The sequence below is a fragment of the Actinotignum timonense genome, from assembly GCF_002860685.3.
Taxonomy (GTDB): Bacteria; Actinomycetota; Actinomycetes; order Actinomycetales; family Actinomycetaceae; genus Actinotignum; species Actinotignum timonense.
In genome coordinates, this window is the sequence record NZ_CP136960.1 from 466438 (window position 1) to 480034 (window position 13597).

Below are 13597 nucleotides of genomic sequence, written 5' to 3' on the forward strand. Positions count from 1 at the left end.
ACGTAATTTTTTCTTGTAAGCACAGGGTTCTCAGGAACCCAACTCAACACGAAGAGGTGTGTCATGTTTAAGTGGTTGGCGGCACCCGGGCCTAAGCCGCGGCTCTCCGCGGAGCAGATCGCTCGCAAGTTCCCGCGCCTCCGGTTCCAGGTCTTTATGGGAATTTTCCTGGGCTATGCCGGTTTCTATCTGATTCGCAATAATATTTCCACGGTTGCTCCGCTCCTCCTGGAAGAAAACGGCACCATCGATAAGCCCGCGATTGGCATTATCGGTAATGCAGTCCTCATTTCTTATGGGCTGTCCAAGTTCTTCTCCGCGATGGTGGCGGATCGTTCCAATGCCCGCTACTTCCTCCCGCTGGGCCTGGCGCTCTCCGCGGTCATGAATCTCATTGTGGCTTTCGTGCCCTGGGTTTCCGCGTCGGTGGGTATTTTCGCTACGGTCATGTTCCTCAATGGCTGGTTCCAGGGCATGGGGTATCCGCCTTGCGGGCGTATCGTCGTGCAATGGTTCTCCACCTCGGAGCGCGGCTGGAAGGGCTCCTTGTGGAATACTTCCCATAACGTGGGTGCCGGTGCCCTGCCCTTCCTCGTCGGTCTTGGCCTGGCGTACACGGGTGAGGATTGGCGCGCCGCCTACTGGCTTCCCGCCGTCGTCGCCCTTATTGTTGCCCTCCTCGCGTTCATCCTTATTCGTGATAATCCGCCCTCGGAAGGCCTTCCGACGGTCGATGAATGGCGTAATGATCCGAGCAAGGTCGCGGATGTGACCGCCGAAGCCGGGGAGAAAATCTCCACGAAGGACCTCGTTTTCAAGTACGTGCTGCGCAATCGCATTATTGTGCTGCTAGCTATCGCTAATGTTTTCGTTTACGCGCTGCGTTACGGCGTGCTGCACTGGATCACCACGTACCTGTCCGAAATTCACAATATGAGTATTAGTTCCGGGCTGGCTGGTTTCGCTGCCTTCGAGCTGGCCGGTTTCCTCGGCACTATTTTGTGCGGCTGGGTTTCTGACCGTGTTTTCCACGGTAACCGCTCGAAAGCCATTGGGCTTTTCACCCTGGGCGCGGGCCTCTCGATTGCGGCGTACTGGCTGGCCCCGGTGGGTACGCCCTTCGGTGTGATGGTGCTGTTCGTGGCGCTGATCGGTGGTTTCATTTACGGCCCGGTTGGCCTCATCGGTTTACAGGCCCTCGACCTGTCCCCGCGTAATATCGCCTCCACCGCGGCCGGTTTCACGGGCCTGTTCGGTTACCTGCTGGGCGCCACCCTGGCCTCCACCGGCGTGGGCTTCCTCGTCAAGTACGCCGGGTGGGACGTCACCTTTATTACCTTCCTTGTTTTCACCGTGCTGATTCTGGCTATTTTCACGGTGATTTGCCGGGAAGAAAACCGCCTGGCCGAGCAGCGCAAAATCGCCGCTCTCGAAGGTGAGTAAATACCACTAAGAAAGGCGCGGCGCCCGCGGAGCTGGGGATACCTCAGTTTCCGCGGGCGTTTTCGCGGGCGGCGCGGCGCACTAACCAATATCGAGTGCCTGCGCCGGGCCGACCCACCCCGCACAAATCCCCACCCGTACCTGGGTTCCGCGCGCCAACTCCGGGATATCGCCCGGGATTCGGGCAACGATGGTGCCGATATCCGTTTCGACGTCGTACATAGTAAAAGCGCGCGCGAACGTACGCGAGATAATACGGCCGTTCATCCCGGGCGCCGGGCCGCTCGCCCCTCGCGTGGGCGCGGGCCGTGCGTCGAGTGGATGCAGTGCCACCTGTTCCGCGGGGAAATACGTAACGACGACGCCACCCGCTGGCAGGCTGCACACTTCCGCGGCGCACGGTAATTCGAAGGTGCAGCGCCCCAATTCAATCCGCGCGAGGCCTTCTGGCGCGGACCCTTCTGGTGCGGGTGTGTTGCCCGGGGCTGCCGCAGATGGGCGGGTCACGCCGGAGAGCCGGGCCGGGAAAATATTGGGGATTCCTAAAAAGCGCGCCACGCTCGGGCTGAGCGGATGCCGGTACACCTCGCTGGGGGTTCCTAGCGCCGCCACGTTCCCCTTCTCGCCCATCACGAGGAGGCGGTCGCCCAGCAGGAAAGCTTCGTCAATATCGTGGGTGACCACGATGGCGCGGGTACCAAAGCGCTGCACTTCTTCGCGAACCACCCTGCGGGCACGGTGGACCAGGCGGCCTTCCACGTGCACAAAAGCTTCGTCGAGGACCAGCACATCGGGGCGGGTTGCGAGCGCCCGGGCGAGGGCAACGCGCTGCGCTTGTCCGCCGGATAGTTCGTTGGCGCGGCGGCGCGCAATATCATCGACCCCGAGCAGGGCCATGACGATATCCACCCGGTCGCGCACAATTGCCGGAGCGAGGTGCCGCTCCCCGAGCGCGTATTCGATATTTTCACGCACGCTCATCGCGTGGAAAAGCACCGGGTCCTGGGAAACAAAAGCGATGCGCTGCGGGGATGCACCACCTATCCGCACGCGCCCCGATGCAGGAAGGATTCCCGCGATTGCTTCCAGTAGCGAGGTTTTTCCGCACCCGGAAGGCCCCACCACGCTAAGGATTTCTCCCGGGTCAACGTGGAAAGAGACCTCATCGACCACCGGAGCCGGAGCGCCTGGGCGAAGCACGCTCACGCTTTCCACGTGAAGGGGCAGCGGTTCTTGGCGCGCGTGGCTATGCGTGAACACGGTAGTCCTTTCCGGTAGCGGAACTCATGAGGAAGATTGGGGCAATTACTGCCATGAGCACCAGTGCGGTGCAGCCCAGGAGCGTGGCCATGGCGCAGGTGGTGTCGATTTTTGCGGCTTCTGCCGCGGCGAGGATGCGGCTCGCGCTCACCGGGAAATCCGGGGATTCCACAAAGAGCGCCGGGGCAACCCGGGTGAGCAGCACCGCGATGAGAATAAGGTGAATAACCGCAATCGGGGTGATGCTTTCCCGCACAAAGGTGGCGGCGGCGCGCGCCCGGCCGGCGCCCGCAGTGCGCGCGGCGTCGATGATGCGGCGGGATCGCCCGGCCAGGAAGATGAAGGCGAGGAAGGCGATGGGGAAAGATGCGAGGGCGTAACCGTAGAGCATCCCTAGGATGCCGTGCCCGATAGAGTGGGCGCCGACCAGCGGGGGAAGGAAGCACAGCTCCCCCACACAGATGGGATCGCGGTGGAGGGCCGCAACGAAAATCCCCGCCATGGTTTGAGAAATACCAGCACCGCAGGTCGCCGCGAAGAGGCAGAGGGGCACCCACCGTTGGCGGCGCACCACCCACATGGCGCACAGCAGCGCCGCGCTACCGCTGAGCACCACCCCGCAGGTGATCACCCCGAAACTGGTGACCAGATTGCGCACGGGGAAGTCCGCGCCGTAGGGGCGGCCATCCGCGGTATCCCTCGCCAGGGCGAGCGCGCCGCGGAGGTACACGGCGCCGTAGGGGATGGCTACCAGCACGGTGAGACCGGCTCCGATACCGCGGGCGATACGCACCGGGAGCAGGCCCGCGAAATGGCGCTCCGCGGGAGTGGGGATCGCACTGCGCCGCCGCGAGCGCGGCACATGGTTGCGCGGGCGGAAGAAGCGGGGAGCGGGCATGAGCAGGAGGGCGAGGCCGGAGAAAATAAGGCCGGCGCTGAGTAATCCCGGGCGGCCGCTCGCGGCCAGGGCCGCCGCGTGGCTGGCCAGGTAGCTGGTGCTTCCGCCTAGGATTTTTGTGATATCCGGCGTGGAGCAGGCGAGTGCGCTGGCTGCGGCCAGGGCGAAAGCGGCGCCGCGGCACAGGATCGGGAGTGCGATGCGCCACCGGGTTTGGGTGAGGAAAAGGAAATCGAAGAGGCGCCCGGGAGTACGCATCGCCATGCCGAAGATGATGAGGGAAGTTACTGGGATAACGGTGAGCGTCGTCGTACTTATCACCGCGAGGCGGCCGTAGGCCGGCAGGTTAAAGGGAGGGGCCGTGACCGCGGTGGCGAGCGCAACCGGGGAAACGGTGAGGCTCAGCGCCGCAACCGCAATATACGGGGCGCGGTGCGCGGAAAAGCGCGCGGCGCAGGCAATAAAAATGCCGATCACGGTTGCAGCACATCCGGCCACCGCAGCCATGAGAAGACTGCGCCCCAACAGCTGCGCGCCGGTGCCGCCGTGCAGGGCGGCGGGAAAGCTGAGGTAGCCGAGGGCGATAAGGAGCAGGCCGCAGCCGGGCTGGAGCAGGAAGCGGGCGCGGCTGTATCGGGGGACGCTGCGGACTCGAGGGTATCGGAAGCCACGGGCGCTACGGCTGCCATGCTCGCGCGCGGCTGTAGCGAGAGCCGCAGTTCTAGAGCGCACCGTGCCGCACCTCTTCCACCCAGGCGTCCACCAGAGCGCGCTGCTGGATAAAACCATTTCCGCTCACCACGGGCACATCCAATTCGGCCAGTTCCCGCGCGAGATTCTCTTCGATATCGGTTCTGGTGGCGAGCTGGCCGACTCCGTCCAAGCCGATTTTTTCGCCATTTTCGGACATGGCAAAACGGATAAATGCGCGGCCGTTCTCCGCGTGCGGAGCGTGACGCAGCAGCGCGACGGCGCCGATCTCATAGCCGGTGCCTTCGCCGGGATAGATGGTGTGCACGGGCGCTCCGCGGCGGGCGGCTTCTTCGCAATAGGGCGCGAAAGTAATGCCGACGTCGGCCCGGCCAGCAGCAACCACGCGGGCGGGTGCCGCCCCGTACTCGGTGTAGGTCACGGTATTGCTATCCAGGCCGCGCATGGTGCTGAGGAAATTCGGCTCGGTATTCGGCACAGCGTTCGGTGCGGTACCCTGCACGGTTTCTGGCACCGCGTTCGGCGCGCTGCTCTGCGGAACACCGGGCGCAGCGCCGCCCGGTACCGCAGCGATAGTGGAGAGCATCGTCGCCGCGGTGCCACTAGTGAGCGGATTCGGGAGCACAATTTTCCCGCGCAACTCCGGGGCGGTCGCATCTTCCCAGGTCCGCGGGAAATACGCGGCATCCTCGCGCACGCACAAAGCCAGGACGCTACCGTAAATTCCCACCCAATAACCCTCGGGATCGCGGAACCGCTCCGGTATCTCGGCGGGGATATCCTCGAGCGGCGCAAAAATCCCGGTGGCGCTGGCGGCCTCGTAGGCTTCCGACGGGCCACCCAGCCACACATCGAATTCGTGCGGGGATGCTTCCACCCGTTTTTTCGCGTCGCCGGTGGGCAGGCGCGTGAGCGAGACCCGGATGCCGGTGCGTTCGCCAAATTCGGTGGTCAGCGCGGTGCAGGCCACGTTATTGTGCGAGCAGAGGATCCGAAGTTCGGGAACCGGGCGCAGCAGCAGCGCGAGGATCGCCAGGATCGCCACCACCGCGAGCGCCGCCCCACCGCGCGCGAGCTGGCGTTCCCACTGGCTCAGGTACATCGGCCGGCGTAGATATCTCACGATAGTTTCAGGGCGTAGCCGGTGCCGCGGCGCGATTCAATGGCGTTATCGGGAAAGCCGCATTCACGCAGGTGGCAACGCAGCCGATAGACGGCGGTCTTGAGGGTATCGCGCCCGGAAACGGAATCGTGAGAATCCCACACCTGCCGGAGCAATTCGCGCGGGGTGAGGAAAGTGTGCGGGTTCTCGGCCAGGGCCAGCAGCAGTTTCACTTCCCCGCGGGAAATTCCGAGGGCTTTCCCGCGCCACGAACTTTCCAGAGTGACCCGGTCGATAATGAGCTCGCCCACCTGCACGCGGTTATTTTCCGCCTGCGGGCGGGTGCGCCGCATAATCGTGTGGGCGCGCAGCACCAGCTCGCGCGGACTAAAGGGCTTCGTCACGTAATCATCGGCCCCGGCTTCCAAGCCGGCGATCCGGTCCTCTTCCTCGCCCAGCGCGGTCAGCAAAATAATGGGAAGGGTGGAGTTTTTCCGAATTTCGGCGGTGAGCTCCACGCCGCTCGCTCCGGGAAGCATCACGTCAATCACGGCGAGGTCCACGGCGTGGCTACGCAGAATACGCCAGCCTTCTTCCGCGCTATTCGCGCTCAGGCATCGAAATCCTGAGGTTTCCAGGGCGAACGTAATAATGGATACCATTTGTGTTTCGTCGTCGATGACGAGCACAACAGGCTGGGCATCCGGGTTGTGCTGCTCGGGTGCGTCCATTAACTCTCCTCTCTCTCGGGCGCGGGTGTTGCGCGCCGCGTGGGTGCGGGTACCTGCGGCGGTGCCGGTACTTGCGGCGGTGCGGCCGGAAGATATACGACGACGGCGGTACCTCTCCCCCGCGCGGAATCGACCATCACCTTGCCACCGTGAATACGAGCAATTTGCTGAACAACAGTCATGCCGATTCCCGAGCCGGGGCGCCGCGAGGTTCCGGTAGCAAAGGGGGTGAAAAGCTTGTCGCGCTCGCTATCGGGTATGCCAGCGCCGTTATCGGTCACTTCGATAAGCGCTCCACCGGCGCTACCTTCATCAATACGAACCGTGATCGTGGCGCCTTCGCCGGCGTGCCGGGCCGCATTGGCAATAAGGTTCCATACAAGCTGGCGCACCAAACCGCGATCCGCGCTAATGGGGAGCAGGCCGCCGCTGGCATCCACGTAGAGGGGCACATCCGAGAATTGCGCGAGTTGGCGGGCCGCGGCACCAACCGTTGCGCGAATATCCACCGGACTGAGATTGAGCTGCACAGAGGAATTCGAGAGCTTCAAGTTGGTAATGAAGTTTTCGGCGATATCGATGGCCTGGGCGGAGTTTTCCCGGATGGTATCAACGAAGGTGCGCTGGTGGTCGGTGAGGGGCCCGGGGCTTTCTTCCGCCAGAAGCTCCGCGGCGCCGTTAATAAGGGTGAGGGGCGTGCGCATTTCATGAGCGACGACCGCGGGTTCCCCGGCCCGGAATTCCGGGGCGGGCACGTCGCGGCCGCGCCGGAGGATGGTGGCGGCCAGGAGGGCGGTGGTCAGCCATCCGGCCAACGCCAGGGCGGTGAGAATCCAGGTAGTCATCTGCGGCAACGCTCTTCCGGGTAAAGGTGAGAGAGTGAGTTGGAGTGGCGTGCTACTCCAGGGGATTCCAGGGGAAGTGACCACCACCTCACTACAGTAGCGGCCCCATGGTGCTCAGGGGAAGAATATGAACGCCACTTGGCAACGTGAATGCGGTGCGGCCACCGGTCACCACCGCGAGGAAATCCGGGGCTTTCACCATACGGGCATCGCGCAGCCGGAGTAGATTGCGCTCCCCCGCGCTCACGGCGCGATCCGATTCGCCGAGTTTCACTTCGATGCCGGCCCAGTGGCCATCGCTGAACTCCAGCAGAATATCTACTTCCAGGCCGCTCTCATCGCGGTAACCGAAACAGGTGGCGCCGATCTGCTCCGCGTAGGTGCGGATGTCCCGCACCGCCATGGATTCGAAAATCTGACCGAAATATTCGGGGTCATTCGCGAGCTCTTCCGGGGTTGCGCGGAGGGCCGCGAGCGCCAGAGATGGATCGCAGAAATGCAGTTTCGCCTGTTTGCGGAGCCGGGTTTTTGAGCGCAAGGAGCCGCTCCAGGGCGGGAGCTCCTCCACGATGAAAATCCGGGTGAGCGCATCGAGGTAGCTTCGCACGCTTTGCGGGGAGAGTTCGCCGCCGTCCGCGGAAATATCTTGAGAGAGGGTGGTCGCCGCGGTTTCGCTTGCGATATTCCGGGCGAGGGAGCGCAGTAGGCGCCGCACCCGTTCCGGGTCGAAGCGGGCGTCCACCTGCGCGAGGTCAACATGCGCGATATTGTCCACGTAGTTCTGGACGAATCGGATAAAGGCAGGATTTTGCGAGGAGACAAGGAAGGGCCAGCCGCCTCGCACCGCTTCGGTCGCGAGTTCGGGGTAGCTGAGGGCACCGGGTACGTAGCGAACCTGTGTGGCGGTGCGTAGCTCGTTCAGGGTGATGCGGTCTTCACGCGGATATGCTTCGCCCAGGGCCATGGGGCGCATGCGCACCCGGGAGAGCCGGCCGGCGCCGGTGTGGCGGGTAATCGAATCGGCCGGGGTGGCCGAGCCCGATAAAATGAACTGACCCGGGGCACGCCGCACATCGATTTCGTGGCGGATTTCGTTCCACAGGATCGGGGCGAGCTGCCACTCATCAACGAGCCGGGGAACATCGCCTTCCAGAACTCCCTGGGGATTGAGTTCCGCCAGGCGCTGGTTGGATGCCTGATCCACGCGGAATTCTGAGTGAGCGTGGAATATGCCCGTTTCGGTTTTACCGCAGCCGCGCGCACCTTCAATCACCACACCACCCATGATTTCCAGGTCTTGTTGCAGCACTGTATCAACCGCGCGCCGAATATAAGCCATGCTGTGAGACTAGCCGTTTCGCGTGCCATTGTCACTATTGCGGGAGTTTCGATATCACTTTTGCGGACTTATCGATATCACTTTTGCGGGTTTTTCATTATCAGTCTTGCGGATTCGCGGTTGCTATTTTCGCCGCCTTGCAGCTATTGCTTTTACAGGGCCGGACGTTTCCTCACCAGGTGTCGGGCGTTTCCTCACAGCTCATAGCAGCCCAGCTTACGGGCCCGCCGGCTATACTTTTCGGCAGAAGCTCGTGACATACCGGGCACAAGGAAAGATTGGATCAATGAGCGCTTTTGAACCGTACCCGCAACGGGGGCCGCAACAGAACCAGCAGTATCCACTTCCGGGGCAGCCGTATCAAGGGCCGGGGCAGCCGTACCCCACCGCTCCGGAGGCGTATCCCACAGCCCCGCCCGCATATTACTACCAAGAGCCGCAATTCCGCACGGTCAATAAGATCGTTTATGTGCTCCTTGCTTTCTTCTTGGGAGGCTTCGGCGTCCACCGTTTCCTGCGCGGGCAGGTAGGTATCGGAATCTGCATGATTCTCTTTAACTGGCTCACGGGGCTGCGGACTGTTTATTGGACATTATCGCTTAAAACCGCTTGACGATGCTCCACAATCGTTAAACCATCGAACTTCAAGGTAATACGCTTCTGGTTATAGAAGAACATATACTCGTCTATCGCCTCGCATAACTCATCGGTTGTAGCCCACTTCTTCCCGTGATAAATCTCGGTTTTCATCCGCCCGAAAAACCCCTCACAAGCAGAATTATCCGGACTACACCCCTTCTTCGACATCGACCGCGTCAACCCGTAACGCCGCGTAAGCTCAATCCAGGACACAGACCGGTAGTGGACTCCCCGATCCGAATGGATCACGAGTGGATGCTCACTCTGGCCGGCTTGTAGCTCGTTTAGACGCTGGTGCGGGAGGGTTGCCAGGGCGTTTTCAAGGGAGGAATCAGCCAACACTGAGGTTGGGTGTAATCCCCTCGTATACGCCACGACTTTCCCGTCATAACAGTCAATAATCGGGGAGAGATAAACCTTCCCGTTAGCTGCGTGGAACTCGCTGATATCCGTGAGCCAAAGCCGTCCGGGCTCATCAGCGTGGAAGTCACGCTCGACTAGGTTTTCCGGTGCCGGGCTGATCTCCCCGCCGTAACTAGAGTACTTCCGGCGTGCTTTGGCATACCTGACCGGGATTTCCTCTTCCCGCATCAAGCGCTGGATGACTTTCTCCGAGACCACATACCCAAGCTTTCTAAGCGCTAAACGGATACGCCGATACCCATACGTATACAAGCCCTCGCGCGCGATCTGAGCGATCAACTCACGCAAGCGAGCATGCTTGTCAGGCCGCTCTAGCTGTTTAGCGGTGTAATAGTACGAGCTTGCCGGCAAATCCAAGGTATCTAAGACCATGGCTAGCGGCGTGGTAGAGCGTAGCTGGTTAGCTACCCGTGTTTTCTCTACCGCTTCACTGCGCCCGCCTGTGCGGGCTTTTCCTTTTTTTGCTAGCTCGAGCTGGGCTTTCAAGACGCGTTTCTGCACGATTAAATCGGCTACAAGAGCACGTAATTCTTCCGGGTCTTGGGGTAGCTGGGCTTCCAGTTGGTGGCGGGTTTTCGCTTTGATCTGGTCGCATTCTTTCTCGTTCATGAGTCCTAGACTGCCTTCCGCATCCCACTTTTTAACCCAAGCATAGATGTTTGTGCAGTTCACGATTCCTAGATCCTGGGCGATAGTGTAGGCGTTTTCCCCGCTGCGGAATCGCTTGCAGGCAGTTACTTTCACGTCCGTTGATATTTTCTGGTTAGGGGCGTGTTTCTTCGGTTTTCTCTGCTCTGGTTTCTCGTTGCTATTCCGGATCCATTTGTAGAGCGTGTCTCGGCCTGGGTAGCCCAGTTTACGGACTGTGGCGGTTACCGATTGCGTGCGTTGGTAGGTGGTGAGGGCTTTACGGATCTGCTCTCTCGTGTACGTACGCTTACTCATTGAACGTTCTCCTTAAAAATCTCTAGGAAACCGTCCGCACCCCCCACTATCGGCATTTGGGCGCTGGTGGAGTTCATTATCGGCTGCGTGAAGCTCAGCAAATATCCCGGTGATGATTTCATCTTCACCCAGAGCGGGGATTGGATTTACTAATTCACACTCCCGTCCTGCGCGTTCGGAATCCCGAACGCCCGTGGAGCCATAAGTAAAGGAGGGGTGCTGCCGCCCCTCCTTTTCCTATGTCACTACCTATAGAACCGGATTGGCCCGGTAGTACTCCTCAATAGCATCCCGAGGAATAACCACGGTTGAGCGGGTTTCAGTATCACAGTACTTGCGGGCTTCCCGCCACGGAGCTTCGCGATGAGTTTTCTCAACCAACTCGTTTGGATTCAACTCGCCCAATTTTGCGCAGACGGCATCAACAACGCCCCGCTGCCGATCAGAAAGCCCTTCACCCCGACTGTGCAGCTCGCCCGGGTTAATGAAAAACTTGCGCCGGTGCTGAGCGAAGAGATCTGGTGATACCGGGCCATTCACCCAGGCCTGAAAGTCTCCTTCAAAAAGAGGCCGGCCAGTTTCACCGAGATAAGCGGCCTGGCAGTAGAAGGTAAGTTTTTGCAATTTCATGGTGGTCATACGCCCGCAGCGCTCAAGAATACGCCCGGCAATATCTTCGACGTTCGCCATCCCGCACCTCCCCATTTCGTACGCAGAATCGCACCCTATTTCGGGGAAAACTAGTAAATCAACCGCAGCGTGGGGGTCTCCCCGTCGCGGCCCTGGGCGATGGCGATGGACTCATCAGCGGCGGTGCCCAGAGTTTGCCCTGGCATGAGGGTTGCGCCGTCGGAAATAATATATCCGGCAGTGTTCGCGAGCAGTTCGTACACGGCCTCGCGCGGGCGGTGACTGTCCTTCACCTCGAGGTCGAGGTGCCCGAAAAGCGGCAGTCCCACGGTGCGTCCGGACACTACCTCGCCGGCGCGCATCGGCACGTAAATCCACAGTAGGAACGGGTCTGCGGCGTCGATCCGGTAACCGGTCACCACATCGGCGGGGTAGATGATGCCCAGCTCTGGGCGCGCCACGCCCACCGCGGCTTCCTCGCCCATGAGCGAGCGGATCACGGCCGTGTACACCCGGTGCAGCGTGTGCATGGAGGTACGACGACGCGCCGCGAACTCGTCGCTCACCGGGTCGGGCATGTCCTCCCCGGAGCGCGCCATATCGGAGAAAAACGTCATCATAATGTGAAAAGCGTGCGGCGGGGTGGCGCCCTCCAGCGCGGCCGGCCCGGAGACGGGCGTGAGCAACACCGTCACGCCACTGGCCAGAAAATTGAACACCTGCCCGCCGGGGAGCTCATCCAGGTGGACATCGAGGGCCCGGCCGTCCACTTCCACGCGTTCCAGCGCCGTTCGCACGTCAATCGGCGCACTAAAAAGGGCGACGGCGCCCAGGTGGTCAGGGGCAACGGGATGAATAGCGGACACCGGAACTTGAGCCATGTGCCCTATCGTAGCGGCTTGGCACAACTTCGCGGGAATGCACTCTTCCCTCCCCGCGCGAGGCCCACTACACTAGAAACAAAAGAAACGAAAAGGAGGTGTGACGTGACGATTACACATGATGACAAAATCGCGCAGATTGATCCGGAGATCATGGATCGAATCCGCCGGCTTCTCGCTAAGTCACGCAGGGTTGGATTGACCTTTGACGGCGTCACTATCGAAATTCCGCCGCTGCTGCGCGCACAGATTTCGATGGCCGTGCAGGAGGAACCGGATGGGGATAGGGAAATCTCCACTCAGGAAGCTGCCGATCTTTTGAATATGACCCGCCCAACCGTAGTGAAGCTATGCGAAGAAGGTGCAATACCGTTCCGGAAAATTACCACCCATCGCCGGCTCTGGCTCTCGGATGTTCTGAATTATCGCGAAAAGCAGCGGCAGGTGGCAAAGAAGGCGCTGGACGAGATCTCGGATATGACGTACGAGTTGGGTCTTTATGACCAGACTCCCGAGGAGATCGAGGCAGCGATAGCCGAAATCCGTAGAATCCGCAAAGGCCTTTAAATGGGCGCGGTTTTTCTGGATACATGCGTCCTCTTTCCTGCGTTACTGCGGGAGGCCCTTCTCGAGACTGCATATCTGGGCGTGTACCGCGTCTCCTGGTCAAATCGCATAGAAGAGGAATTAACCGGAGCTATCTCACGCTCCAACAAGGAACGTGGAATCGACGATTCGACCACCTCGGCGTATTTATCGCATCTATTCAAAAGAATGCACCACGCCTTTCCGGGAGGGAGCATCGAACTCCCTCCCGGATCAATAGGCAATTATGGAGATGCTCCTGATCCAAACGATACGCATGTTATCGAGGGTGCACTCCGTAGCAATTCAGATATGATCGTAACGTTCAATCTCAAAGACTTTCCGCCCGCGATTCTTCCAAAGAATCTCATTGCGCAACACCCGGATGATTTTCTGCTGGAACTGTGGGAGAAAAATCCGTTCACCACCCTTGGGGCCATAGGAAATATCGCGAAACGTACTGGGCGGCGCGGCCCACGATTGACACCAGTTGAATTCCTCAAACAGCTAGCCATCCACACACCGCGCTTCTCCGCGGAAGTGCTCCGGTGCTTTTCACAAGAGGGAGCATAGGATTCCGGGCACGGCCGAAGAGTGGGCTACTTTTCGGCTGCCGCTTACAGATACAGTCTTCCTTACCCGCCCATCCGGGCAAGGGTGGTTACACCAGAAACGAAAAGGAGGTGTGATGTGACGACTTCAAACGATCAGAAATGTACCCAGGCAGATCTGGAGGCAATGGATCAAATCCGTCAGCTCCTCGCTCACGCGCGCAGGGTCGAATTGGTTTTTGACGGTATTGCTGTAGAAGTTCCGCCCCTGCTGCGAGCGCAGATTTCGATGGCCGTGCAGGAAGAAACGGATGGAGATAGGGAGATTTCCACTCAGGAAGCGGCCTATCTGTTGAATACGACCCGCCCGACCGTGGTGAAGCTATGCGAGGAAGGCGCAATACCGTTCCGGAAAATCACCACCCATCGCCGGCTCTGGCTCTCCGATGTTCTGAACTATCGCGAAAAGCAGCGGCATCAAACTCGTGAAGCTCTCGATGCTCTCATGGCAGATTCCTACGCCATGGGCGATTACGACGAAGACCCCGAAGTCATCGCCCAGGCAATTCGCGAGATGGGCGCCGAGTAGCGGATACACAAAAAAGAAGAGTGAC

The 13597-nt window shown here is 60.4% G+C and carries 14 protein-coding genes; 5 read left to right on the forward strand and 9 right to left on the reverse strand.

Annotated elements, in window-relative coordinates; translation table 11 throughout:
* The first annotated feature begins 63 nt into the window (after positions 1-63).
* The gene (locus CYJ17_RS01920; RefSeq protein ID WP_087070210.1) at positions 64-1443 is read left to right on the forward strand and encodes an MFS transporter; all 1380 of its coding nucleotides are present in this window, start codon (positions 64-66) and stop codon (positions 1441-1443) included.
* Between the two features lie 81 nt (positions 1444-1524).
* On the opposite strand, the gene CYJ17_RS09620 is transcribed toward CYJ17_RS01920, so the two are convergent.
* The 6 genes from CYJ17_RS09620 to CYJ17_RS01950 all read right to left on the reverse strand — a co-directional run bounded on the left by CYJ17_RS09620 (position 1525) and on the right by CYJ17_RS01950 (position 8329).
* Complete coding sequence (locus CYJ17_RS09620; RefSeq protein WP_087070209.1) at positions 1525-2703, reverse strand: ABC transporter ATP-binding protein; 1179 nt, start codon at positions 2701-2703, stop codon at positions 1525-1527.
* Positions 2690-4333 carry a hypothetical protein gene (locus CYJ17_RS01930; RefSeq protein WP_087070208.1) on the reverse strand — a complete coding sequence of 548 codons (1644 nt, stop codon included), beginning with the start codon at positions 4331-4333 and terminating at the stop codon, positions 2690-2692. Before CYJ17_RS01930 ends, CYJ17_RS09620 begins: the two co-directional genes overlap by 14 nt.
* The gene (locus CYJ17_RS01935) at positions 4323-5435 is read right to left on the reverse strand and encodes an extracellular solute-binding protein (protein ID WP_143231832.1); all 1113 of its coding nucleotides are present in this window, start codon (positions 5433-5435) and stop codon (positions 4323-4325) included. Before CYJ17_RS01935 ends, CYJ17_RS01930 begins: the two co-directional genes overlap by 11 nt.
* On the reverse strand, positions 5432-6145 hold the full coding sequence (locus CYJ17_RS01940; RefSeq protein ID WP_087070206.1) for a response regulator: 714 nt from the start codon (positions 6143-6145) through the stop codon (positions 5432-5434). Before CYJ17_RS01940 ends, CYJ17_RS01935 begins: the two co-directional genes overlap by 4 nt.
* The gene (locus tag CYJ17_RS01945) at positions 6145-6990 is read right to left on the reverse strand and encodes a sensor histidine kinase (RefSeq protein ID WP_087070205.1); all 846 of its coding nucleotides are present in this window, start codon (positions 6988-6990) and stop codon (positions 6145-6147) included. Before CYJ17_RS01945 ends, CYJ17_RS01940 begins: the two co-directional genes overlap by 1 nt.
* 91 nt (positions 6991-7081) lie before the next feature.
* Positions 7082-8329, reverse strand: coding sequence for an ATP-binding protein (locus CYJ17_RS01950; RefSeq protein ID WP_087070204.1), 1248 nt, complete (start codon positions 8327-8329; stop codon positions 7082-7084).
* 286 nt (positions 8330-8615) lie between these two features.
* Between CYJ17_RS01950 and CYJ17_RS01955 the strand changes: the two genes are divergently transcribed.
* Entirely contained in the window at positions 8616-8942 is a 327-nt protein-coding gene (locus CYJ17_RS01955) for a TM2 domain-containing protein (protein WP_087070203.1), read from the forward strand.
* Here the strand turns inward: CYJ17_RS01955 and CYJ17_RS01960 are convergent.
* The 3 genes from CYJ17_RS01960 to CYJ17_RS01970 all read right to left on the reverse strand — a co-directional run bounded on the left by CYJ17_RS01960 (position 8912) and on the right by CYJ17_RS01970 (position 11847).
* Entirely contained in the window at positions 8912-10336 is a 1425-nt protein-coding gene (locus CYJ17_RS01960) for an IS3 family transposase (protein ID WP_087069845.1), read from the reverse strand. The two genes, CYJ17_RS01955 and CYJ17_RS01960, sit on opposite strands and share 31 nt — an antisense overlap.
* A gap of 249 nt (positions 10337-10585) precedes the next feature.
* Entirely contained in the window at positions 10586-11026 is a 441-nt protein-coding gene (locus tag CYJ17_RS01965; RefSeq protein WP_087070202.1) for a Panacea domain-containing protein, read from the reverse strand.
* 50 nt (positions 11027-11076) lie between these two features.
* Positions 11077-11847, reverse strand: a complete 771-nt coding sequence (locus tag CYJ17_RS01970) for a DUF4261 domain-containing protein (protein WP_087070201.1) — start codon at positions 11845-11847, stop codon at positions 11077-11079.
* 105 nt (positions 11848-11952) lie between these two features.
* On the opposite strand from CYJ17_RS01970, the gene CYJ17_RS01975 reads away from it, so the two are divergent.
* The 3 genes from CYJ17_RS01975 to CYJ17_RS01985 all read left to right on the forward strand — a co-directional run bounded on the left by CYJ17_RS01975 (position 11953) and on the right by CYJ17_RS01985 (position 13572).
* Entirely contained in the window at positions 11953-12414 is a 462-nt protein-coding gene (locus CYJ17_RS01975; protein ID WP_159454982.1) for a helix-turn-helix domain-containing protein, read from the forward strand.
* Entirely contained in the window at positions 12415-13005 is a 591-nt protein-coding gene (locus CYJ17_RS01980; protein ID WP_087070200.1) for a PIN domain-containing protein, read from the forward strand.
* Between the two features lie 117 nt (positions 13006-13122).
* Entirely contained in the window at positions 13123-13572 is a 450-nt protein-coding gene (locus tag CYJ17_RS01985) for an excisionase family DNA-binding protein (RefSeq protein ID WP_087070199.1), read from the forward strand.
* Positions 13573-13597 lie beyond the last annotated feature (25 nt).

Coding starts and splice junctions, on each gene's coding strand:
- CYJ17_RS01960 (WP_087069845.1), bottom strand. CDS start 10,336: ATGAGTAAGCGTACGTACACGAGAGAGCAGATCCGTAAAGCCCTCACC.
- CYJ17_RS01965 (WP_087070202.1), bottom strand. CDS start 11,026: ATGGCGAACGTCGAAGATATTGCCGGGCGTATTCTTGAGCGCTGCGGG.
- CYJ17_RS01955 (WP_087070203.1), top strand. CDS start 8,616: ATGAGCGCTTTTGAACCGTACCCGCAACGGGGGCCGCAACAGAACCAG.
- CYJ17_RS01920 (WP_087070210.1), top strand. CDS start 64: ATGTTTAAGTGGTTGGCGGCACCCGGGCCTAAGCCGCGGCTCTCCGCG.
- CYJ17_RS01970 (WP_087070201.1), bottom strand. CDS start 11,847: ATGGCTCAAGTTCCGGTGTCCGCTATTCATCCCGTTGCCCCTGACCAC.
- CYJ17_RS01950 (WP_087070204.1), bottom strand. CDS start 8,329: ATGGCTTATATTCGGCGCGCGGTTGATACAGTGCTGCAACAAGACCTG.
- CYJ17_RS01940 (WP_087070206.1), bottom strand. CDS start 6,145: ATGGACGCACCCGAGCAGCACAACCCGGATGCCCAGCCTGTTGTGCTC.
- CYJ17_RS01980 (WP_087070200.1), top strand. CDS start 12,415: ATGGGCGCGGTTTTTCTGGATACATGCGTCCTCTTTCCTGCGTTACTG.
- CYJ17_RS01945 (WP_087070205.1), bottom strand. CDS start 6,990: ATGACTACCTGGATTCTCACCGCCCTGGCGTTGGCCGGATGGCTGACC.